Genomic DNA, 23,270 nt, shown 5'->3' on the forward strand with positions numbered 1-23,270 from the left:
ATACCTGGAGAGCCTTTCTTGAGCCAGGAATACACCGAAGACAAAGAAGTCAAACTTACCAAACTCAGCAGCGGGCGCCGACTCCTCGAGGCGATGCTCATCCTTTGCTCCCTCTTCGCCATCTGGCTGATGGCGGCATTACTGAGCTTTAACCCCTCGGACCCAAGCTGGTCGCAAACGGCATGGCATGAGCCTATCCATAATTTAGGCGGCGCCCCCGGCGCGTGGCTTGCCGATACCCTCTTTTTCATTTTTGGCGTCATGGCCTACACCATCCCGGTGATCATCATCGGCGGATGCTGGTTTGCCTGGCGGCATCAGGAAAATGACGAATATATTGATTATTTCGCCGTTTCGCTGCGCCTCATCGGTGCGTTAGCCCTGATCCTGACCTCCTGCGGTCTGGCGGCGATTAACGCCGATGATATCTGGTACTTCGCCTCTGGCGGGGTGATTGGCAGCCTGCTGAGCACCACCCTGCAACCGCTGCTGCACAGCAGCGGCGGCACCATCGCGCTGTTGTGCATCTGGGCAGCCGGCCTGACGCTGTTTACCGGCTGGTCGTGGGTCAGCATTGCGGAAAAACTGGGCGGCGGCATCCTGTCCGTGCTCACCTTTGCCAGCAATCGTACCCGTCGGGATGATACCTGGGTCGATGAAGGCGAATACGAAGACGACGATGAAGAGTACGACGACGAAGAGGCGGCAACCCCCCAGGAGTCGCGTCGCGCCCGTATCTTGCGCAGCGCACTGGCGCGGCGTAAACGTCTCGCTGAGAAGTTTACCAACCCCATGGGGCGTAAAACCGACGCGGCGCTTTTCTCCGGCAAACGGATGGATGACGGGGAAGAGGCAGTGCAGTACAGCGCCAGCGGTGCGCCTGTTGCCGCCGACGATGTACTGTTTTCCGGCGCCAGCGCCGCGCGTCCCGCAGAGAATGATGTGTTGTTCTCCGGCGCCAGCGCCGCTCGCCCGGGCGATTTCGACCCTTACGATCCGTTGCTGAACGGCCAGAGTATCGCTGAGCCGGTGGGCGCGGCGGCGGCGGCCACTGCCGCGCCGCAGCCGTGGGCCGAATCACCGGCTGGTCATCAGGGCGCTGCGCCGGTTTATCAGCCGGAAGCTGGTTACCCGCCGCAGCCCTACCAGCCAGAGCCGGCACCGTATCAGCAGCCTGCTTATGCTCCTCATGCCGGTCAGCCGGCACCGCAGGCGTATCAGCCTGAGCCAGTGCAGTATCAGCAGCCGGTTTACGATCCGTATGCCGGCCAGCCTGCGCCGCAGGGGTATCAACCCGAGCCTGCGCCGTATCAGCAGCCGGTTTACGATCCGTATGCCGGTCAGCCGGCTCCGCAGGGGTATCAACCCGAGCCTGCGCCGTATCAGCAGCCGACTTACGATCCGCATGCCGGTCAGCCTGCGCCGCAGGCGTATCAGCCTGAGCCTGCGCCGTATCAGCAGCCGGTTTACGATCCGCATGCCGTCCAGCCTGCGCCGCAGGGGTATCAGCCAGAGCCGGCGCCGTATCAGCAGTCGGTTTACGATCCACATGTTGCTCAGCCTGCGCCGCAGGGGTATCAGCCTGAGCCGGCGCCGTATCAGCAGCCGGTTTACGATCCGCATGCTGTCCAGCCTGCGCCGCAGGGGTATCAACCCGAGCCTGCGCCGTATCAGCAGCCGGCTTACGATCCGCATGCCGGTCAGCCTGCGCCGCAGGCGTATCAGCCTGAGCCCGCGCCGGTACCTGCCGCGCAGCCAGAGCCTGAGGTCGTGCAGGAAGAAGTGAAACGTCCGCCGCTCTATTATTTCGAGGAAGTGGAAGAGAAGCGGGCGCGCGAACGCGAGCTGCTGGCTTCCTGGTATCAGCCTATTCCGGAGCCGGAAAGTCCGATCGCCACCAAACCGCTGACGCCGCCCGCCTCGCCGTCCAAACCGCCCGTGGAGTCAACCGTAGTTTCTGCGGTGGCGGCAGGAGTGCATCAGGCAACGGCTGCCAGCGGCGGCGCAGCCGCTGCGAAGACGGCGACCGCCGCGTCCGCAGCGACAGCGCCATTGTTCAGCCCGGCCTCCAGCGGACCTCGGGTCCAGGTGAAAGAGGGCATTGGTCCAAAACTACCGCGGCCAAATCGCGTTCGCGTCCCGACGCGTCGGGAACTGGCCTCCTACGGCATCAAGCTACCGTCGCAGCGGGAAGCTGAACAGCGCGCGCGGCAGGCCGAGCGCGACCCCCATTATGATGATGAGCTGCTCTCGGATGAGGAAGCGGATGCTATGGAGCAGGATGAGCTGGCTCGCCAGTTCGCCGCCACTCAACAGCAGCGCTATGGCCATCGCTGGGAAGACGATAACGCGACTGATGACGATGACGCCGATGCCGCGGCGGAAGCGGAGCTGGCGCGCCAGTTTGCCGCCACCCAGCAGCAGCGCTACGCCTCCGAGCAGCCGCCGGGCGCTAATCCGTTCTCGCCGGCGGATTATGAATTCTCGCCGATGAAAACGCTGGTCAATGAGGGTCCGAGCGAGCCGCTGTTTACGCCGACACCGGAAGTACAGCCGCAGCAGCCAGCCCAGCACTATCAACAACCGACCGCCGCTCCGCAGCAGGGTTATCAACCTGCGCAGCACCAGCCGGTACACCCTCAGCCAGTGCCGCAGCAGCCTTACCAGACTGCGCCGCAGCCCGTGCAGCAGCAACAGCCGGTTGCCCCACAGGGGCACCAGCCTGCCGCGCCTGCGCCGCAGGAGAGCCTGATCCACCCGCTGCTGATGCGCAATGGCGATAGTCGACCGCTGCAAAAGCCGACAACGCCGCTGCCGTCGCTGGATCTGCTCACGCCGCCGCCCAGTGAAGTCGAGCCGGTCGATACCTTTGCTCTTGAGCAGATGGCACGACTGGTGGAAGCGCGACTCGCCGATTTCCGCATTAAAGCGGATGTGGTGAACTACTCGCCGGGGCCGGTGATCACCCGCTTCGAACTGAATCTGGCGCCTGGCGTCAAAGCGGCGCGAATCTCTAACCTGTCACGGGATCTGGCGCGTTCGCTGTCCACGGTCGCCGTGCGCGTGGTGGAAGTGATCCCGGGTAAACCGTATGTCGGGCTTGAGCTGCCGAATAAAAAGCGCCAGACCGTCTACCTGCGTGAAGTGCTCGACAACAGCAAGTTCCGTGATAACCCGTCGCCGCTGACCGTGGTGCTGGGTAAAGACATCGCCGGCGATCCGGTGGTGGCCGATCTGGCGAAAATGCCGCACCTGCTGGTGGCCGGTACCACCGGTTCCGGTAAGTCAGTCGGCGTCAACGCCATGATCCTCAGCATGCTCTACAAAGCGCAGCCGGAAGATGTGCGTTTCATTATGATCGACCCGAAAATGCTCGAGCTGTCGGTCTACGAAGGTATTCCGCATCTGCTGACGGAAGTGGTCACCGACATGAAAGACGCCGCCAATGCGCTGCGCTGGAGCGTCAACGAGATGGAGCGTCGCTACAAGCTAATGTCGGCGCTGGGCGTACGTAATCTGGCGGGCTATAACGAGAAGATTGCTGAAGCGGCACGCATGGGCCGTCCGATCCCGGATCCATACTGGAAGCCAGGCGACAGTATGGACGCCGTGCACCCGGTACTGGAAAAGCTACCGTACATAGTGGTGCTGGTGGACGAATTCGCCGACCTGATGATGACCGTCGGTAAGAAGGTGGAAGAGCTGATCGCTCGCCTGGCGCAGAAAGCGCGTGCGGCGGGGATCCACCTGGTGCTGGCGACGCAGCGTCCGTCGGTGGATGTCATTACCGGTCTGATTAAGGCCAACATTCCGACGCGTATCGCCTTTACCGTGTCGAGTAAAATTGACTCGCGTACCATTCTCGATCAGGGCGGTGCGGAATCGCTGCTCGGGATGGGGGATATGCTCTACTCCGGGCCGAACTCCACCACGCCGGTGCGCGTCCATGGGGCGTTTGTTCGCGACCAGGAAGTCCACGCTGTGGTTCAGGACTGGAAAGCCCGCGGTCGTCCGCAGTATGTTGACGGCATTACCTCCGACAGCGAAAGCGAAGGCGGCGGCGGCGGTTTCGACGGCGGTGAAGAGCTGGATCCGCTGTTCGATCAGGCGGTCAGCTTTGTGACCGAGAAGCGTAAAGCGTCGATTTCCGGGGTGCAGCGCCAGTTCCGCATTGGCTATAACCGTGCCGCGCGTATCATCGAACAGATGGAAGCGCAGGGCATTGTCAGCGAGCAGGGCCATAACGGTAACCGCGAAGTACTGGCGCCGCCGCCCTTTGAATGAGTGCAAAGTTGGGTAAATAAGCGCAAAATCAGCCAATTCTTCTGTCCCGCCGCCGTCGGCGGTCCTACATTAGGGGCAGAAGAGGCTCCCGCGTCGGGAGTGACGCACATTAAGGAAGAACAATGAAAAAACTCGCAATCACCTGTGCATTACTGTCTGGTATGGTCGTCAGCCAGGTCTGGGCAGATGCGGCCAGTGACTTAAAAAGCCGTCTTGATAAAGTGAGCAGCTTCCATGCCAGCTTCACGCAAAAAGTCACCGACGGCAGCGGCAACGCCGTGCAGGACGGACAGGGCGACCTGTGGGTAAAACGCCCGAATCTGTTTAACTGGCATATGACCCAGCCGGATGAGAGCGTCCTCGTTTCGGATGGTAAAACCCTGTGGTTCTATAACCCGTTCGTCGAGCAGGCCACGGCGACCTGGCTGAAAGACGCCACCAGCAACACGCCGTTTATGCTGATTGCCCGCAACCAGTCCAGCGACTGGCAGCAGTACAATATCAAACAAAACGGCGATGATTTTGTGCTGACGCCGAAAAGCGGCAGCGGCAACCTGAAGCAGTTCACGATCAACGTCGGTCGGGACGGCACCATCCATCAGTTCAGCGCCGTCGAGCAGGACGATCAGCGCAGCAGCTATCAGCTGAAATCGCAGCAGAACGGCGCCGTCGACGCATCTAAGTTCACCTTTACGCCGCCGAAAGGGGTGACGGTGGACGATCAACGTAAGTAGAGGCGAAAGTGAGCAATCTGTCGCTCGATTTTTCCGACAACGCGTTTCAACCTCTGGCCGCTCGCATGCGGCCAGAAAATTTAGCGCAGTATATTGGCCAGCAGCACCTGCTGGCGCCGGGCAAACCCCTGCCGCGGGCGATCGAAGCCGGGCACCTGCATTCGATGATCCTCTGGGGGCCGCCGGGTACCGGCAAGACTACCCTGGCGGAAGTTATCGCCCGTTATGCCAGCGCCGATGTCGAAAGGATCTCGGCGGTGACCTCCGGGGTGAAAGAGATCCGCGAGGCCATTGAGCGCGCGCGGCAGAATCGCAACGCCGGCCGACGAACGATTCTGTTTGTTGACGAAGTGCATCGCTTCAATAAAAGCCAGCAGGATGCCTTTCTGCCGCATATTGAAGATGGCACTATCACTTTTATTGGCGCGACCACCGAAAACCCTTCCTTTGAGCTTAACTCAGCGCTGCTCTCCCGCGCCCGCGTCTATTTACTGAAATCGCTCACTACCGACGATATCGAGCGGGTGCTTGACCAGGCGATGAACGATAAAACCCGCGGCTACGGCGGCCAGGATATCGTTTTGCCGGATGAGACCCGCAGGGCCATCGCCGAACTGGTGAACGGCGACGCGCGGCGAGCGCTGAATACCCTGGAAATGATGGCCGATATGGCCGAGAGCGATGATGCGGGCAAGCGGGTGCTGAAGGCGGAACTGCTGACCGAGATCGCCGGCGAGCGCAGCGCGCGCTTTGATAATAAAGGCGACCGTTTCTACGATTTGATTTCCGCCCTGCATAAGTCGGTGCGCGGTAGCGCGCCGGACGCGGCGCTTTACTGGTACGCGCGGATCATCACCGCCGGGGGCGATCCGCTGTATGTTGCCCGCCGTTGTCTGGCGATTGCCTCGGAAGACGTCGGCAACGCCGATCCGCGGGCGATGCAGGTGGCCATATCGGCGTGGGACTGCTTCACCCGCGTCGGGCCGGCGGAAGGCGAACGGGCGATTGCCCAGGCTATTGTCTATCTGGCCTGCGCGCCGAAGAGCAATGCGGTCTACACCGCCTTTAAAGCGGCGCTGGCCGATGCGCGAGACCGTCCGGACTATGACGTTCCGGTGCATCTGCGCAATGCGCCGACGAAGCTGATGAAAGAGATGGGCTACGGGCAGGAGTATCGCTACGCTCATGACGAACCTAACGCCTACGCCGCCGGCGAGCAGTACTTCCCGCAGGAAATGGCGCAAACGCGCTATTATCACCCGACAAACCGGGGGCTTGAGGGCAAAATTGGCGAAAAGCTCGCCTGGCTCGCTGAACAGGATCAAAATAGCCCGATAAAACGCTACCGCTAATTGAGGCGTTGCGGTAAGGTTATTACACTATTTCCGTGGCCGTAGCCTGCGGCCACTTTTCTTTTTTTAATTCGATAAGCACAGGATAAGCATGCTCGATCCCAATCTGCTGCGTACCGAGCCAGACGCAGTCGCAGAAAAACTGGCACGCCGGGGCTTTAAGCTGGATGTAGATAAACTTCGCGCGCTTGAAGAGCGTCGTAAAGTTCTGCAGGTGCAAACGGAAAACCTGCAGGCGGAGCGCAACTCCCGATCGAAATCCATTGGCCAGGCGAAAGCGCGCGGGGAAGACATCGAGCCATTACGCCTGGAAGTGAACAAACTCGGCGAACAGCTGGATGCCGCAAAATCCGAGCTGGAAGCGCTGCTGGCGGAAATCCGCGATATCGCGCTGGCGATCCCGAATATTCCTCACGATGACGTGCCGGTTGGCCGTGACGAAAACGACAACGTTGAAGTCAGCCGCTGGGGCACGCCGCGCCAGTTCGATTTTGACGTGCGCGATCACGTGACGCTGGGTGAAATGCACGGCGGGCTGGATTTTGCCGCCGCCGTTAAGCTCACCGGTTCGCGCTTCGTGGTGATGAAAGGCCAGCTGGCCCGTCTGCACCGCGCCCTGGCGCAGTTCATGCTGGATCTGCACACTGAACAGCATGGCTATAGCGAAAACTATGTCCCGTACCTGGTAAACCAGGACACCCTGTATGGCACCGGCCAGCTGCCGAAATTCGCCGGCGACCTGTTCCATACTCGCCCGCTGGAAGAAGAGGCTGACAGCAGCAACTACGCGCTGATCCCGACGGCGGAAGTGCCGCTGACCAACCTGGTGCGTGATGAAATTATCGATGAAGACGATCTGCCGATCAAAATGACCGCCCATACGCCGTGCTTCCGTTCCGAAGCGGGTTCTTATGGTCGCGACACCCGCGGTCTGATCCGTATGCACCAGTTCGATAAAGTTGAGATGGTGCAGATTGTCCGTCCGGAAGAATCCATGGCGGCGCTGGAAGAGATGACCGGACACGCCGAGAAAGTGCTGCAGCTGCTGGGCCTTCCGTACCGTAAGGTCGCGCTGTGCACCGGCGATATGGGCTTCAGCGCCTGCAAAACCTATGACCTCGAAGTGTGGGTCCCGGCGCAGAACACCTACCGTGAGATCTCTTCCTGCTCTAACGTCTGGGATTTCCAGGCGCGTCGTATGCAGGCTCGCTGCCGTAGCAAGTCCGACAAGAAGACCCGTCTCGTTCATACCCTGAATGGTTCTGGCCTGGCGGTTGGTCGTACGCTGGTGGCGCTGATGGAAAACTATCAGCAGGCCGATGGCCGTATCGAGATCCCGGAAATCCTGCGCCCGTATATGCGCGGCCTCGAATATATCGGTTAATTTTTACCATCTCCCTTAAAAGCGCCTGCGGGCGCTTTTTTTACACCCTTATTGATACCGGGCAATAATCCCTTCCGCGAATGCAGTGATACTCCCTTTGGATTAAATCAGCATAAAAAACCAATAATATTTCAAAGCATTATATATATGACTATATAGCGCTTATCAGTTTATTGTGAGCAACCAAAGCGAGTATCCATGAAAATTAAAGCCCCCGATGCTTTACTGGCTGCTGAGGTAAGCCGCCGTGGTCTGATGAAAACCACGGCAATAGGCGGCCTGGCGCTGGCCAGCAACGCACTAACGTTACCCTTTTCCCGTATGGCCCATGCCGCCGACACGCCAGCCCCGGCCAGTGAGAAGGTGGTCTGGAGCGCATGCACCGTCAACTGCGGTAGCCGCTGCCCGCTGCGCATGCACGTGGTGGATGGCGCGATTAAATACGTTGAAACCGATAATACCGGTGACGATAACTATGACGGCCTGCATCAGGTGCGCGCCTGCCTGCGCGGACGTTCTATGCGCCGCCGGGTTTATAACCCCGATCGGCTGAAATACCCCATGAAGCGCGTAGGTAAACGCGGTGAGGGTAAATTCGAGCAAATCAGCTGGGAAGAGGCTTTCGATATCATCGCCAGCACGACGCAGCGGCTGATTAAAGATTACGGCAACGAGTCCATCTATCTGAACTACGGCACCGGCACGCTGGGTGGCACGCTGACCCGCTCCTGGCCGCCGGGGAAAACCCTGATTGCCCGTCTGATGAACTGCTGCGGCGGGTATCTCAATCATTACGGCGACTATTCATCCGCGCAGATTGCTGCCGGGTTGAATTACACCTACGGCGGTTGGGCAGATGGCAACAGCCCGTCGGATATTGAAAACAGCCAGCTGGTAGTGCTGTTCGGCAACAACTCCGGGGAAACGCGGATGAGCGGCGGCGGGGTGACCTACTATCTTGAGCAGGCGCGCCAGAAATCCAATGCCCGGATGATCATTATCGATCCGCGCTATACCGACACCGGCGCCGGACGCGAAGATGAATGGATCCCGATTCGCCCCGGCACCGATGCGGCGCTGGTATCGGGTCTGGCGTGGGTGATGATCACCGAGAATCTGGTCGATCAGCCGTTCCTCGATAAATACTGCGTGGGATACGACGAGAAAACGCTGCCCGCCGGTGCGCCAGCCAATGGTCATTACAAAGCTTACATTCTTGGCGAGGGCACTGACGGTATCGCCAAAACGCCGGAGTGGGCCTCGACCATTACCGGTATTCCGCGCGAACGCATTGTTAAACTGGCGCGGGAAATTGCCACCGCTAAACCGGCCTATATCAGCCAGGGCTGGGGGCCGCAGCGTCATGCCAACGGCGAAATCGCCACCCGGGCTATCGCGATGCTCGCCATTCTGACCGGTAACGTCGGGATCAACGGCGGCAATAGCGGCGCGCGCGAGGGCTCCTACAGCCTGCCGTTTGAACGTATGCCGACGCTGGAGAATCCTGTTCAGACCAGCATCTCGATGTTTATGTGGACCGATGCGATTGAGCGTGGTCCGGAAATGACCGCCCTGCGCGATGGGGTGCGTGGCAAAGATAAGCTCGATGTGCCGATCAAAATGATCTGGAATTATGCGGGCAACTGCCTGATCAACCAGCACTCTGAGATCAACCGCACCCACGAGATCCTGCAGGACGATAAGAAGTGCGAGATGATTGTGGTCATCGACTGTCATATGACCTCGTCAGCGAAATACGCCGATATTCTGCTGCCGGACTGCACCGCCTCTGAGCAGATGGATTTCGCGCTAGATGCCTCCTGCGGCAACATGTCCTACGTCATCTTTGCCGACCAGGCCATTAAGCCGCGTTTCGAATGTAAAACCATCTATGAGATGACCAGCGAGCTGGCGAAGCGCCTTGGCGTCGAGGAGAAATTTACCGAAGGCCGTACCCAGGAAGGCTGGATGCGCTATCTGTATGAGCAGTCGCGCAAAGCGATTCCCGACCTGCCGGATTTCGACACCTTCCGTCAGCAGGGCATCTATAAGCAGCGCGATCCGCAAGGTCATCATGTGGCCTACAAAGCCTTCCGTGAGGATCCGCAGGCTAATCCGCTGACCACGCCTTCGGGCAAGATCGAAATTTACTCGCAGGATCTGGCGAAAATCGCCGCCACCTGGGAGCTGCCGGAAGGGGATGTCATCGATCCGCTGCCGATCTACACCCCGGGCTTCGAAAACTACAACGATCCGCTGACGGCGAAATACCCGCTACAGCTGACCGGCTTCCACTATAAATCGCGCGTCCATTCAACCTACGGCAACGTCGATGTACTGAAGGCTGCCTGTCGGCAGGAGATGTGGATTAACCCGATCGATGCCCGCCAGCGCGGCATTGCCAACGGCGATCGCATTCGCATCTTCAACGACCGTGGGGAAGTGCATATCGAAGCGAAGGTGACCCCGCGCATGATGCCGGGCGTGGTCGCGCTGGGGGAAGGGGCCTGGTATAACCCGGACGCCTCGCGCGTGGATCAGGCGGGCAGCATTAACGTGCTGACCACCCAGCGCCCCTCGCCGCTGGCGAAGGGGAACCCGTCGCATACCAACCTCGTCCAGGTTGAGAAGCTGTAAGGAGTAACCGATGACAACTCAGTATGGATTTTTTATTGATTCCGCCCGTTGCACCGGTTGCAAGACCTGCGAACTGGCCTGTAAGGACTACAAAAATCTGACCCCGGAGGTCAGCTTCCGCCGCATCTATGAATATGTCGGCGGCGACTGGCAGGAGGATAACGGCGTCTGGAATCAGAACGTGTTCGCCTATTACCTCTCCATCGCCTGTAACCACTGCGAAGATCCGGCCTGCACCAAGGTCTGCCCGAGCGGTGCGATGCACAAGCGCGAAGACGGTTTTGTGGTGGTCAACGAAGAGGTCTGCATTGGCTGCCGTTACTGCCATATGGCCTGTCCGTACGGCGCGCCGCAGTATAACGCCGATAAAGGCCATATGACTAAGTGCGACGGCTGCCACGAGCGCGTCGCCGAAGGGAAAAAGCCGATCTGCGTCGAGTCCTGCCCGCTGCGGGCGCTGGATTTCGGGCCGATTGCCGAACTGCGCGCTAAGCACGGCCAGCTGGCGGCGGTGGCGCCGCTGCCTTCGGCGCACTTTACCCGGCCGAGCATCGTGATCAAACCTAACGCCAATGCCCGGCCGTGTGGCGATACCACCGGTTACCTGGCGAACCCGAAGGAGGTGTGAGATGGGAAACGGATGGCATGAATGGCCGCTGATGATCTTTACGGTCTTCGGCCAGTGCGTCGCGGGCGGCTTCATCGTCCTGGCGCTGACGCTGATGACGGGTAAGCTTCCCCGTGAGCAGGAGCAGCGCGTGGTGGGCAGCATGTTCGGCCTGTGGGTATTGATGGGGATCGGGTTTATCGCCTCGACAATGCACCTCGGTTCGCCGCTGCGGGCCTTTAACTCGCTCAATCGCGTGGGGGCCTCGTCGCTGAGTAATGAGATAGCCAGCGGGGCGATCTTCTTCGCCATTGGCGGGATTGGCTGGCTGCTGGCCGTGTGCAAAAAGCTGCCTGCCGGACTGCGTAGCCTGTGGCTGGTAGTGACCATGGCGTTGGGGGTGATCTTCGTCTGGATGATGGTGCGGGTCTATAACACCATCGACACGGTGCCGACCTGGTATACCGTCTGGACGCCGCTGAGCTTCTTCCTGACGCTGTTTATCGGCGGCCCGCTGCTGGGCTACCTGCTGCTGCGCGTCGCAGACGTCGACGGTTGGGCGCTGCGCCTGCTGCCGGTGGTCACTTTGCTGGCGCTGCTGGCGAGTATTGTGGTGGTCCTGATGCAGGGGAGTGAACTCGCCACTATCCGCAGCTCAATTCAGCAGGCCTCCGCCCTGGTGCCGGATTATGGGCTGCTTATGGCCTGGCGCGTGGTGCTGCTGGCGCTTGCCCTGGCCTGCTGGTGCGTGCCGCAGATTCGCGGCCGCAAGCCGGCGGTCTCGCTGCTCGGCCTGGCGTTTGTTCTGGTGCTGGCGGGAGAGATGATTGGCCGCGGCGTATTCTATGGTCTGCATATGACCGTCGGGATGGCTATCGCCAGTTAATCAGCGTCATCATGCCGGCGCAGGCGTGCCGGCATGATGAAAACGTGCTGTTGATAGATGAAATTTTTCGACTGAAATTAACGCCGGGATTTATTAATAAATTAAGAAAAACAATAGCGTATTATTTGTTGCCTCACCTTTCCCCCTTCTGTGGATAAAAAACTTCTATCGTGCCCTGCAAAACCGCGTCAGGCCTGATTTCAGGTGGATTGACAATGTTTTTAGCGGTGGCATGATGCGCTCGCGATCTGAACATTCCTCACGGTTTTTACCCATGACCATCTACACCCGGCCAGTGCAAATGCTGCTCTGTGGCCTGCTTTTACTGACCCTGGCGATAGCGGTGCTGAATACGCTCGTCCCGCTGTGGCTCGCTCATGAAAATATGCCAACCTGGCAGGTCGGCATGGTGGGGTCATCTTATTTTACCGGCAACCTGGCCGGTACGTTGCTTGCCGGCTGGGTGATCAAGCGCCTGGGGTTTAACCGCAGCTATTATCTCGCGTCGATAATCTTTGCCGTCGGCTGCGTAGGGCTGGGGATCACCGTGGGCTTCTGGACGTGGCTGAGCTGGCGGTTTATCGCCGGCGTAGGCTGCGCGATGATTTGGGTGGTAGTGGAAAGTGCGCTGGTCTGCAGCGGCACTTCTCGCAGCCGCGGTCGTCTGCTGGCGGCGTACATGATGGTTTATTACGTTGGTACCGTACTCGGCCAACTGATGGTCAGTAAACTACCCACTGATTTAATGAGCGTCCTGCCGTGGGTGACGGGCCTGGCGCTGGCGGCGATCCTGCCGCTGCTGTTTACCCGCATTATGGGGCAGGCCGAAGAGCCGCATGAAACGGTACGGATCTGGCCGATGCTTAAGCTGCGCCAGGCGCGCCACGGGGTCAATGGCTGTATTATCTCGGGGATTGTCCTCGGCTCGCTTTATGGTCTTATGCCGCTGTGGCTAAACCATCAGGGCGTCAGCGACGCCGGCATTGGCTTCTGGATGGCGGTGATGGTGAGCGCGGGGATCCTCGGCCAGTGGCCGGTAGGGCGGCTGGCAGACCGCTACGGTCGCCTGCTGGTGCTGCGGGTGCAGGTTTTTGTGGTGATTCTGGGATGTCTGGCGATGCTCAGCCAGGCGGCAATGGCGCCGGCGCTGTTTGTGCTTGGGGCATCCGGTTTCACGCTGTATCCGGTGGCGATGGCCTGGGCCTGTGAGAAAGTGGAGCACCATCAGCTGGTAGCGATGAACCAGGCGCTGCTGATGAGCTATACCATCGGCAGCCTGCTGGGCCCGACGCTGACGGCGATGCTGATGCAGAACTTCTCGGATAACCTGCTGTTTATCATGATCGCCAGCGTGTCGTTTATCTATCTGCTGACCCTGCTGCGCAAAGCCGGGCATCATCCAACGCCGGTGGCGCACGCCTGATCCTGTAACGCGCAGCGCATGCTGCGCGTCATCCGCTTCAATTACCTAAGCTTGCTGCTGCACAGCCAACCTGCCGCTTTGCATGAGAAACGGCTGGACGGACACGGCTTCCCACTCCGTTGCAGGCCGGCATAGGTGCTTCACCGGCCCGGGTGGGATTAGTACATCACTTTATGACCATACTGCTCAAGGATGCCTTTTACCCGCTCCATGGTCTCTTTCTTCGGCGGATGGACGCCGTCCAGCTTGTATTCTTCGCCCATCGCTACCCATTTGTGTTTGCCCAGCTCATGGTAGGGCAGCAGCTCGATTTTTTCGACATTGCCCATATCGCGGGTAAATTCGCCCAGGCGGTGTGCGGAGTCATCATCGTCTGACCAGCCCGGAACCACCACGTAGCGGATCCAGACATTGATATTCTTCTTCGCCAGATACTGGGCGAATTCCAGCGTACGATGGTTAGAGACGCCGACCAGGTTCTGGTGAATCTCATCATTCATCTGCTTGAGATCCAGCATCACCAGGTCTGTTACCTCCAGCAGTTCGTCGATAACCGGATCGTAGCGACGGACAAAGCCGTTGGTATCGAGACAGGTATGAATACCTTCTTTCTTACAGGCGCGGAACCAGTCGCGAACAAACTCCGCCTGCAGGATCGCCTCACCGCCGGATGCGGTGACGCCGCCGCCGGAAGCATTCATAAAGTGACGATAGGTCACCACCTCTTTCATGAGCTCTTCAACGGTGATTTCTTTGCCGCCGTGGGTATCCCATGTATCACGGTTATGGCAGTACAGGCAACGCATCAGGCAGCCCTGGAAAAAGGTAATAAAGCGGATGCCCGGGCCATCAACGGTGCCACAGGATTCAAAGGAGTGAATGCGACCAATAACTGACATTGCGGTGTTTTCTCCAGATGTGGCCCATCCGGGGCCGTGTTGGTGCACAGCTCAGCGGCTGTGTCGAGTCTGTTTTGACAGATACCCAAAGTATAGATAACTGGCAAAGCAGGCTAGGGCGGGGATTGCTTGTTAAAAAGGCCCCACTGATGTGGGGCCTTTATTGTACGCTTTTTCAGTCAGACAGGGAATTACATGGTCTGAGTGAAGGTACGGGTAATAACGTCCTGCTGCTGTTCTTTAGTCAGGGAGTTAAAACGTACAGCGTAGCCAGATACGCGGATGGTCAGCTGCGGATATTTTTCCGGGTTTTCCATCGCGTCGAGCAGCATTTCGCGGTTCATCACGTTCACGTTCAGGTGCTGACCACCTTCGATGGACGCTTCGTGGTGGAAGTAACCATCCATCAGACCCGCCAGGTTGGTCTTACGAACTTCGTCATCTTTACCCAGTGCGTTCGGTACGATAGAGAAGGTGTAAGAGATACCATCTTTCGCGTAAGCAAACGGCAGTTTCGCTACGGAGGTCAGAGAGGCAACAGCGCCTTTCTGGTCACGACCGTGCATCGGGTTAGCACCTGGTCCGAACGGCGCGCCAGCGCGACGACCGTCTGGGGTGTTACCGGTTTTCTTACCATATACCACGTTAGAGGTGATGGTCAGAACAGACTGAGTCGGGATCGCGTTGCGGTAGGTGTGCAGTTTCTGAATTTTCTTCATGAAACGTTCAACCAGGTCAACGGCCATATCATCGACGCGAGCATCGTTGTTACCAAACTGCGGATATTCGCCTTCGATTTCGAAGTCAACAGCCAGACCGTCTTCGTCACGAATCGGTTTAACTTTCGCATATTTGATAGCAGACAGGGAGTCAGCAGCAACGGACAGACCCGCGATACCACACGCCATGGTGCGGATAACGTCACGGTCGTGCAGCGCCATCAGAGAGGCTTCGTAGCTGTACTTGTCGTGCATGTAGTGGATGATGTTCAGCGCAGTGACGTACTGTTTAGCCAGCCAGTCCATGAAGTGATCCATGCGCTCCATGACTTCGTCGAAGTTCAGGACGTCGCCTTTGATCGGTTCAGATTTCGGACCCACCTGCATTTTCAGTTTTTCATCCACGCCGCCGTTGATAGCGTACAGCATGGTTTTCGCGAGGTTGGCGCGAGCACCGAAGAACTGCATTTGCTTACCAACAACCATCGGGCTTACGCAGCATGCGATAGCGTAGTCGTCGTTATTGAAGTCCGGACGCATCAGGTCATCGTTCTCATACTGCAGAGAAGAGGTATCGATGGACACTTTAGCCGCGAATTTCTTGAAGCTCAGCGGCAGTTTTTCAGACCACAGGATAGTGATGTTCGGCTCCGGAGACGGCCCCATGGTGTACAGGGTGTTCAGGAAGCGGAAGCTGTTTTTGGTCACCAGAGTACGGCCGTCAACGCCCATACCGCCGATGGATTCCGTTGCCCAAATCGGGTCGCCGGAGAACAGTTCATCGTATTCCGGGGTACGCAGGAAGCGAACCATACGCAGTTTCATGACCAGGTGGTCAACCATTTCCTGCGCGTCTTGCTCGGTGATTTTACCCGCCTGCAGGTCACGTTCGATGTAGATATCCAGGAAGCTGGAGGTACGACCGAAGGACATTGCCGCGCCGTTCTGAGATTTCACGGCAGCCAGGTAACCGAAGTAGGTCCACTGGATAGCTTCCTGAGCGGTGGTTGCCGGACCGGAGATGTCGTAGCCATATTTAGCCGCCATCTCTTTGATTTGGCCCAGCGCACGGTGCTGTTCAGCAATTTCTTCACGCAGACGGATGGTCGCTTCCAGATCTTCGCCGCTTTCCAGTTTCGCTTGCAGAGAGTTGAACTGGGCGAATTTGTCTTTCATCAGGAAGTCGATACCGTACAGCGCAACGCGACGGTAGTCACCGATGATACGACCACGGCCGTAAGCATCCGGCAGACCGGTCAGTACGCCGGATTTACGGCAGCGCAGGATGTCCGGAGTATAGACGTCGAAAACGCCCTGGTTGTGAGTTTTACGGTACTCGGTGAAGATTTTTTTCAGCATCGGGTCCAGTTCGCGATTGTACGCTTTGCAGGAACCTTCAACCATTTTAATACCACCAAACGGGATGATCGCACGTTTCAGCGGCGCTTCGGTCTGCAGACCAACGATTTTTTCCAGACCTTTCTCGATATAGCCTGCGTCGTGAGAGGTGATGGTGGAAGCCAGGGCAGTGTCAAAATCAACAGGCGCGTGAGTGCGGTTTTCCTGTTTTACACCTTCCATTACGGTGTCCCACAGCTTGGTGGTCGCTTCAGTCGCGCCAGCCAGGAAGGATTCGTCGCCTTCATATGGGGTGTAGTTTTTCTGAATAAAGTCACGGACGTTGACTTCATTCTGCCAGTCACCTTTCGCAAAACCTTCCCAGGCTGTGGCTAACTTTTCATTAAGCTCGGACATGTAACACCTACCTTCTTAAGTGGATTTTTTATTTACTGCCTGAAACAACCCTTAGTGATGGTCGTTGCCACGCAGGTAAATGACCCAGTATGTCAACCCGACCAGCAGACCCCCGCCGATAATGTTCCCGATAGTTACCGGAATCAGGTTATCAGTGATGAAGTTCATAACGGTCAAGTGAGAGAAACTTTCCGGAGTCGAACCGATTGCGGTCCAGAATTCCGGGCTTGCAAAGTTGCGGATTACGATACCCATCGGGATCATAAACATGTTGGCGATGCTGTGCTCAAAGCCGCTGGCAACGAACATCGCTACCGGCAGGACCATGATCATCGCTTTATCCATCAGGCTACGACCGGAATAGCTCATCCATACGGCGAGACAAACCATCAGGTTAGCGAGGATACCCAGGCTCACGGCCTCCACAAAAGTATGGTGCATTTTGTGGTCAGCGGTCTGCAGGACATTAAGCCCCCAACCGCCGTTGGCAGTCATATATTCGCCTGATAACCACATCAGCAGCACAAACAGCAGTGCGCCCACCAGGTTACCAAAATAGACGTTGAGCCAGTTTTTTGCCAGTTGCCCCCAGGTAATTCGACCGCTGGCTTTCGCCACCACGATCAATACCGTAGAGGTAAAGAGGTCAGCGCCGCAGATAACGCACAGAATCAGACCCAGGGAAAAACAGACCCCACCGATAAGCTTGGCAATCCCATAAGGCATCGCGGCAGTGCCGGTGGTCGCGGTGATATAGAATACGAAAGCGATGGAGATGAAAACGCCAGCGGTGATCGCCAGATAAAAGGTCTTCATCGGATGCTTCGTTGCTTTATAGACACCTGCTTCTTCGGCGACTTTCGCCATCGCGGCAGGGAGCAAAAGATCAAAAGGGTTGTCAGCTTTCACACTAACTCTCTCTTTATATAAGTTGGCGGTGAGATACTAACAAAGCATTATAGAAGGGAAATTGATATAGATCATATCTCACCGGAACTATATGCCTTTTTAGTGTGTGGTTTTTGTGATTTATTGAATTAAGTGATTGAATATTATTAGGAAAATAAATTTTAAAATTTATAAATTATGTTGAATTTTTTCGTTTTCACGCCATTTCTTGAGTTAATTAATATGGAGTATTTTATTTAAAATTAACGAATGGTAAATGTTATAAGCGCGTTATTTACTATTAATTAACTTTACAACTACAAACTATAGTGGCCACCTCGTCTGGTGAAATCAACGGAGCCACATTGGGCTCCGTTGTTGGCAACCACGATGGCGCGCTTAGGGCTTATTTTGCCCAGAACGCCGCCTTCGCCCGCTGCAGTTTTTCATAAGCCTTCAGTAGCGACTGATGGGCCGGGAAGGCCTGCAGATCGCTGTCGACAGCCTGGAGGCCATAGAACGGCGCTTCCCCGCTCAGCGCCGCGCTGGCGGCTTCGACCGCCTCGGCGCCGTACATACGGATGAAGGCGTTCAGGTATTGCAGCGGCTGACGCTCCTCTTCCTGGCTCAGCAGCAGCAGGGTCTGCAGGCAGCGATAGTAGTTAGCACGTTCGGCGCTGAAGACCGAAGCGTTGAACTCCATGGTCCACTCGGTCCAGATCAGCGCCTGCTCCAGATCGCCGCCGGCCAGGGCCAGCATGGCTTTCAGCTCCCCGACGCGCAGGGTATACCAGCCGTTGTCTTTGCCGGTGGCGAGGCCCAGCAGTTCGCGAACGCGGGTGAAATCATCCAGACCCTCATCGTCCATCTGCTCGATCAGCGCCAGGTAATCTTCTTTTTCCCACTCGCTGCCCGGCAGGGACAGAATGGTGTCGCGCAGATGAGCGCCCATGCTGTTGTTCGCCAGCCACAGATCTTCCGCTGGGTAAATATCCGACATCCCCGGGACGATGATACGGCAGGCGTAAACGCCCAGGTGCTCGTAGTCGGCGATATATACTTCTTTATCTTCGGCCTTGAAGATGGCCATCAGGGTGGCGAACTCTTCTTCTGTGGTGCCGGAGAAGCTCCAGTCCACGAACGGATAGTCGGCATCCTGCTTGAACATATCCCAGGAAATCAGGCCGCTGGAGTCGATAAAGTGGGTTTCGAGGTTAGCGTGCTCGGCGACTTCTTCATCGTCGAAGGTCGGCGGCGTGAAGACGTCGAGATCTTTCAGGCTACGGCCCTGCAGCAGTTCGGTGACCGTACGCTCCAGCGCCACGCCGAAGTCCGGGTGGGCGCCGAAAGAGGCGAAGCAGGTGCCGTTTGCCGGGTTAAACAGCACGACGCAGATAACCGGATACTTGCCGCCCAGCGAGCCATCATAGGCAAAGATCGGGAAACCTTCGGCTTCCAGTTTGGCGATCGACTCCACGACGCCCGGATAGCGCGCCATGACCTCCGCCGGGATCTCCGGCAGGCTGATGCTTTCGGCGATGATGCGATTTTTGATGTGGCGCTCAAAGACTTCGGACAGGCCCTGCACGCGAGCTTCATTACGGGTGTTGCCGGCGGACATGCCGTTGGAGACATACAGGTTGCCGACGATATTCATAGGAATATAGACCGTTTCGCCGTCGGACTGGCGGGTAAAGGGCAGGCCGCACACGCCGCGCTCATCATTACCGGATTGCAGATCCACCAGCATGCTGGCCGTCAGCTCATCGTCCGGATCGTAGAACGCGCGCAGACGAGCATCCAGCAGGCCTTCCGGGACCTCGTCGTCTTCGGTCAGCGGGAACCACTTTTCGTTCGGGTAGTGAACGAACGGGCCATTAGCGATAGTGTCGCCTAACCAGAAGTCAGCGAAAAAATAGTTGGTGGACAGGCGCTCGAAATATTCGCCCAGCGCGGAGGCGAGGGCTGCCTTTTTGGTGGCGCCTTTACCATTAGTAAAGCACAGCGCGCATTCCTTATCGCGAATGTGAACGGACCACACGTGCGGCACCGGGTTCAGCCACGAGGCCTCTTCGATATCAAATCCGAGGTCGAGCAATTTTTGCTGGAAGCGAGCGATGGAATCTTCCAGGGCGGCATCTTTGCCGGGAATAAACGTTTGGGTCATGGCGATCACTTTTGTCGTACGGAAAGCGCGCAATGATACGGCTTTTATCTGACAGGTGCTATCTCCATCATCTGGCTATGCTTAGAGACATCTTTTAATGCTCAGGGAGATGATAATGAAAGCCTTTGACTGGCAGCGGATGGCGCTCGATAAAGTGCCGGTGGAATTTCTCGGCGAGGTGGCGCTGCGCAGCCTCTACACCTTCGTTCTGGTCTTTATTTTCCTCAAAATTACCGGACGGCGCGGCGTGCGGCAGATGTCGCTGTTTGAGGTGCTGATTATTTTGACCCTCGGTTCGGCGGCGGGAGACGTGGCGTTTTATGACGATGTCCCGCTGTTGCCGGTGCTGGTGGTCTTCGTCACGCTGGCGCTGCTTTATCGCGGCATCATGTGGCTGATGGGGCATAGCGAAAAGCTGGAGGATCTGCTGGAGGGGAAACCTATCGTGGTGGTGGAGGAGGGGCAGTTGGCCTGGGAGAAACTGCATGCGGAAAATATGACCGAATTTGAATTTTTTATGGAGCTGCGGGTCAACAGCGTCGAGCAGCTCGGCCAGGTGCGGCTGGCGATCCTTGAAACCAACGGCCAGATCAGCGTGTTTTATTATCCCGATGACGAGGTGAGGGCCGGGTTGTCGATCCTCCCGACGCACTGCACCACGCGCTATACCACTATTCCTCAGGAAGGGATCTACGCCTGCGTACGCTGCAGCATCGTGATGGCGATGCAGGCGGGAGAAAAGCGAATATGTCCCCGCTGCGCAAATGCAGAATGGTCGAAGGCCAGCCGGGCGAAACGGCTCACCTGACAGCAAATATGTCGGTTTTATTACGTCAAGCCGATAGATTCTGTTGTGTGACGGCTGCCGCGTTTTGCCGTCGGCGAGTTTTAGCCATTGCGGACCGTGTCACTGAATGATAAAACCGATAGCCACAGGAATAACTTATGCCCGCGGCGGTTCGCGGGCAAAACAACATAGCAACGTGGTGAGGGGAAATGGCTCAGGTCTATAACTTCAGTTCGGGCCCGGCAATGCTGCCGGCGGAAGTACTCAAACTGGCTCAGCAGGAACTGTGCGACTGGCACGGTCTGGGTACGTCGGTCATGGAAATCAGTCACCGTGGTAAGGAATTCATCCAGGTGGCAGAAGAGGCAGAACAGGACTTCCGTTCTCTGCTGAACATCCCTTCCAACTATAAAGTGTTGTTCTGCCATGGCGGCGGCCGCGGCCAGTTCGCCGGGATCCCGCTGAACATCCTCGGCGATAAAAACGTCGCTGACTATGTGGACGCCGGCTATTGGGCGGCCAGCGCGGTCAAAGAGGCGAAGAAATACTGCACGCCTAACGTCATCGACGCGAAAATCACCGTCGACGGCAAGCGCGCGGTCAAGCCAATGAGCGAGTGGCAGCTGACGCCGGGCGCGGCGTATCTGCACTACTGCCCGAACGAAACCATTGACGGTATCGCGATTGACGATACGCCGAACTTCGGCGACGACGTCATCGTGACCGCCGATTTCTCCTCCACTATTCTGTCTCGCGAAATTGACGTCAACCGCTACGGCGTGATCTACGCTGGCGCGCAGAAGAATATCGGCCCGGCAGGGTTGACGCTGGTTATCGTGCGTGAAGATCTGCTGGGTAAAGCCAGCGTGGCCTGCCCGTCAATCCTCGACTACACCGTGTTAAGCGAGAATGACTCGATGTTTAACACGCCGCCGACGTTCGCCTGGTATCTGGCCGGTCTGGTGTTTAAGTGGCTGAAACAGCAGGGCGGCGTCGCCGCGATGGACAAGATCAACCAGCAGAAAGCCGAACTGCTGTATGGCGTGATCGATAACAGCGGCTTCTATCGTAACGATGTGGCGCAAGCCAACCGCTCCCGCATGAACGTGCCGTTCCAGCTGGCGGACAGCGCGCTGGATAAACTGTTCCTTGAAGAGTCGTTTGCCGCCGGGCTGCACGCGCTGAAGGGCCACCGGGTGGTGGGCGGCATGCGTGCCTCCATCTACAACGCGATGCCGCTGGACGGCGTGAAGGCGTTAACCGATTTTATGCTGGACTTCGAACGCCGCCACGGTTAATCGCCCGTTTCTTTCTTCCTCCCCGCGGCCTGTCTGCGGGGTTTTTATTCTGTTTGTTTGAGAGTGAAGTTTGATGGAATCCCTGACGTTACAACCCATCGCACGCGTAGAGGGCACCGTGAACCTGCCAGGTTCGAAAAGCGTCTCCAACCGCGCGCTGCTGCTGGCCGCCCTGGCCCGCGGCACGACGGTGCTGACCAACCTGCTGGACAGCGACGATGTGCGCCATATGCTGAATGCCCTGAGTGCGCTGGGGGTTCAATATACCCTGTCTGCTGACCGTACCCGCTGTGAAGTGACCGGCAACGGCGGCCCGCTGCATGCCGCAGCGGCGCTGGAGCTGTTCCTCGGCAACGCCGGTACCGCGATGCGCCCGCTGGCGGCAGCTCTGTGCCTTGGCAGCAACGATATCGTGCTGACCGGCGAGCCGCGAATGAAAGAGCGCCCGATTGGCCATCTGGTGGATGCCCTGCGTCAGGGCGGCGCTCAGATCGACTATCTGGAGCAGGACAATTATCCGCCGCTGCGCCTGCGCGGGGGGTTCCAGGGGGGCAACGTCGACGTTGACGGCAGTGTCTCCAGCCAGTTCCTGACCGCGCTGCTGATGGCCGCGCCGCTGGCGCCGCAGGATACCGTTATCGCCATTAAGGGCGATCTGGTGTCGAAACCCTATATCGACATCACCCTGCACCTGATGAAAACCTTCGGGGTTGAGGTGGACAACCAGTCTTATCAGCGCTTTGTGGTGCGCGGCAAGCAACAGTATCAGTCACCGGGGGATTACCTGGTGGAAGGAGATGCTTCATCGGCCTCGTATTTCCTCGCCGCTGGCGCCATTAAGGGCGGCACGGTGAAGGTTACCGGTATCGGCCGCGGCAGCGTACAGGGCGACATTCGTTTCGCCGACGTACTGGAAAAAATGGGTGCCACCGTCACCTGGGGCGACGATTTCATCGCCTGCACCCGTGGCGAGCTCAAGGCTATCGATATGGATATGAACCATATTCCGGACGCCGCGATGACCATCGCCACCGCCGCGCTGTTCGCGCAAGGCACTACCACGCTGCGCAATATCTACAACTGGCGGGTCAAGGAGACGGACCGTCTGTTCGCCATGGCGACAGAACTGCGTAAAGTAGGCGCCGAGGTGGAAGAGGGTGAAGATTATATTCGCATCACCCCGCCGGCGACGCTGAAGTTTGCTGAAATCGGCACCTATAACGACCACCGGATGGCGATGTGCTTCTCGCTGGTGGCGCTTTCTGATACACCGGTGACTATCCTTGATCCCAAATGTACGGCGAAAACGTTCCCCGACTATTTTGAGCAACTGGCGCGGATTAGTACCCTCGCCTGAGTAAAACTTTGTCATCCCGCGGGCTGATGTCCTGTCAGCCCGCTATAATTGCGCAAAACTTCTGCTTTTCATTTCCTGTAGTCCGTAATTTAC

At 57.7% G+C, this 23,270-nt stretch carries 15 protein-coding genes; 11 read left to right on the top strand and 4 right to left on the bottom strand.

The window, feature by feature from the left end; translation table 11 throughout:
* The first annotated feature begins 18 nt into the window (after nt 1-18).
* The 8 genes from ftsK to ACQUTP_RS11915 all read left to right on the top strand — a co-directional run bounded on the left by ftsK (nt 19) and on the right by ACQUTP_RS11915 (nt 13,307).
* Entirely contained in the window at nt 19-4,284 is a 4,266-nt protein-coding gene (gene ftsK, locus ACQUTP_RS11880; protein WP_080935883.1) for a DNA translocase FtsK, read from the top strand.
* 122 nt (nt 4,285-4,406) lie between these two features.
* Nucleotides 4,407-5,018, top strand: coding sequence for an outer membrane lipoprotein chaperone LolA (lolA, locus tag ACQUTP_RS11885; protein WP_004201368.1), 612 nt, complete (start codon nt 4,407-4,409; stop codon nt 5,016-5,018).
* Nucleotides 5,019-5,026: 8 nt separating this feature from the next.
* Complete coding sequence (gene rarA, locus ACQUTP_RS11890; RefSeq protein WP_004201370.1) at nt 5,027-6,370, top strand: replication-associated recombination protein RarA; 1,344 nt, start codon at nt 5,027-5,029, stop codon at nt 6,368-6,370.
* Nucleotides 6,371-6,461: 91 nt separating this feature from the next.
* Nucleotides 6,462-7,754: a serine--tRNA ligase gene (serS, locus tag ACQUTP_RS11895; RefSeq protein ID WP_048323537.1), complete on the top strand. Its 1,293-nt coding sequence runs from the start codon at nt 6,462-6,464 to the stop codon at nt 7,752-7,754.
* A gap of 198 nt (nt 7,755-7,952) precedes the next feature.
* The gene (dmsA, locus tag ACQUTP_RS11900) at nt 7,953-10,391 is read left to right on the top strand and encodes a dimethylsulfoxide reductase subunit A (RefSeq protein ID WP_285756191.1); all 2,439 of its coding nucleotides are present in this window, start codon (nt 7,953-7,955) and stop codon (nt 10,389-10,391) included.
* 10 nt (nt 10,392-10,401) lie between these two features.
* Nucleotides 10,402-11,019 carry a DMSO/selenate family reductase complex B subunit gene (locus ACQUTP_RS11905; RefSeq protein ID WP_064794444.1) on the top strand — a complete coding sequence of 206 codons (618 nt, stop codon included), beginning with the start codon at nt 10,402-10,404 and terminating at the stop codon, nt 11,017-11,019.
* A 1-nt stretch (nt 11,020) separates the two neighbouring features.
* On the top strand, nt 11,021-11,884 hold the full coding sequence (locus ACQUTP_RS11910) for a dimethyl sulfoxide reductase anchor subunit family protein (protein ID WP_096833560.1): 864 nt from the start codon (nt 11,021-11,023) through the stop codon (nt 11,882-11,884).
* A 274-nt stretch (nt 11,885-12,158) separates the two neighbouring features.
* Nucleotides 12,159-13,307, top strand: a complete 1,149-nt coding sequence (locus ACQUTP_RS11915; protein ID WP_080935882.1) for an MFS transporter — start codon at nt 12,159-12,161, stop codon at nt 13,305-13,307.
* A gap of 158 nt (nt 13,308-13,465) precedes the next feature.
* Here ACQUTP_RS11915 and pflA read toward each other — a convergent pair whose 3' ends face one another.
* From pflA to ycaO, 4 genes are all read right to left on the bottom strand, one after another.
* The gene (gene pflA / locus ACQUTP_RS11920) at nt 13,466-14,206 is read right to left on the bottom strand and encodes a pyruvate formate lyase 1-activating protein (RefSeq protein WP_002898145.1); all 741 of its coding nucleotides are present in this window, start codon (nt 14,204-14,206) and stop codon (nt 13,466-13,468) included.
* Between the two features lie 191 nt (nt 14,207-14,397).
* Nucleotides 14,398-16,680 carry a formate C-acetyltransferase gene (pflB, locus tag ACQUTP_RS11925; RefSeq protein ID WP_004201379.1) on the bottom strand — a complete coding sequence of 761 codons (2,283 nt, stop codon included), beginning with the start codon at nt 16,678-16,680 and terminating at the stop codon, nt 14,398-14,400.
* A gap of 51 nt (nt 16,681-16,731) precedes the next feature.
* A complete protein-coding gene (gene focA, locus ACQUTP_RS11930) occupies nt 16,732-17,589 on the bottom strand; it encodes a formate transporter FocA (protein ID WP_004201380.1) in 858 nt (285 codons plus the stop codon).
* Between the two features lie 385 nt (nt 17,590-17,974).
* Nucleotides 17,975-19,735, bottom strand: a complete 1,761-nt coding sequence (ycaO, locus tag ACQUTP_RS11935) for a 30S ribosomal protein S12 methylthiotransferase accessory factor YcaO (protein WP_096833582.1) — start codon at nt 19,733-19,735, stop codon at nt 17,975-17,977.
* Between the two features lie 115 nt (nt 19,736-19,850).
* Between ycaO and ACQUTP_RS11940 the strand changes: the two genes are divergently transcribed.
* The 3 genes from ACQUTP_RS11940 (at nt 19,851) to aroA (ending at nt 23,177) form a co-directional block, all read left to right on the top strand.
* Complete coding sequence (locus ACQUTP_RS11940) at nt 19,851-20,543, top strand: DUF421 domain-containing protein (RefSeq protein WP_004201382.1); 693 nt, start codon at nt 19,851-19,853, stop codon at nt 20,541-20,543.
* A 188-nt stretch (nt 20,544-20,731) separates the two neighbouring features.
* Nucleotides 20,732-21,820: a 3-phosphoserine/phosphohydroxythreonine transaminase gene (serC, locus tag ACQUTP_RS11945; protein WP_004201383.1), complete on the top strand. Its 1,089-nt coding sequence runs from the start codon at nt 20,732-20,734 to the stop codon at nt 21,818-21,820.
* Between the two features lie 73 nt (nt 21,821-21,893).
* A complete protein-coding gene (aroA, locus tag ACQUTP_RS11950; protein WP_004201384.1) occupies nt 21,894-23,177 on the top strand; it encodes a 3-phosphoshikimate 1-carboxyvinyltransferase in 1,284 nt (427 codons plus the stop codon).
* Nucleotides 23,178-23,270 lie beyond the last annotated feature (93 nt).

The organism is Klebsiella sp. 2-CIP_Kleb. (assembly GCF_050378715.1).
Lineage (GTDB): Bacteria > Pseudomonadota > Gammaproteobacteria > Enterobacterales > Enterobacteriaceae > Klebsiella > Klebsiella quasipneumoniae.

What these genes read in the sequence shown, in the direction of transcription:
- ACQUTP_RS11940 (WP_004201382.1), top strand. Translation starts at nt 19,851, where the DNA reads ATGAAAGCCTTTGACTGGCAGCGGATGGCGCTCGATAAAGTGCCGGTG.
- ACQUTP_RS11910 (WP_096833560.1), top strand. Translation starts at nt 11,021, where the DNA reads ATGGGAAACGGATGGCATGAATGGCCGCTGATGATCTTTACGGTCTTC.
- ACQUTP_RS11905 (WP_064794444.1), top strand. Translation starts at nt 10,402, where the DNA reads ATGACAACTCAGTATGGATTTTTTATTGATTCCGCCCGTTGCACCGGT.
- ACQUTP_RS11915 (WP_080935882.1), top strand. Translation starts at nt 12,159, where the DNA reads ATGACCATCTACACCCGGCCAGTGCAAATGCTGCTCTGTGGCCTGCTT.
- ycaO (WP_096833582.1), bottom strand. Translation starts at nt 19,735, where the DNA reads ATGACCCAAACGTTTATTCCCGGCAAAGATGCCGCCCTGGAAGATTCC.
- dmsA (WP_285756191.1), top strand. Translation starts at nt 7,953, where the DNA reads ATGAAAATTAAAGCCCCCGATGCTTTACTGGCTGCTGAGGTAAGCCGC.
- serS (WP_048323537.1), top strand. Translation starts at nt 6,462, where the DNA reads ATGCTCGATCCCAATCTGCTGCGTACCGAGCCAGACGCAGTCGCAGAA.
- pflB (WP_004201379.1), bottom strand. Translation starts at nt 16,680, where the DNA reads ATGTCCGAGCTTAATGAAAAGTTAGCCACAGCCTGGGAAGGTTTTGCG.
- pflA (WP_002898145.1), bottom strand. Translation starts at nt 14,206, where the DNA reads ATGTCAGTTATTGGTCGCATTCACTCCTTTGAATCCTGTGGCACCGTT.
- serC (WP_004201383.1), top strand. Translation starts at nt 20,732, where the DNA reads ATGGCTCAGGTCTATAACTTCAGTTCGGGCCCGGCAATGCTGCCGGCG.
- lolA (WP_004201368.1), top strand. Translation starts at nt 4,407, where the DNA reads ATGAAAAAACTCGCAATCACCTGTGCATTACTGTCTGGTATGGTCGTC.
- aroA (WP_004201384.1), top strand. Translation starts at nt 21,894, where the DNA reads ATGGAATCCCTGACGTTACAACCCATCGCACGCGTAGAGGGCACCGTG.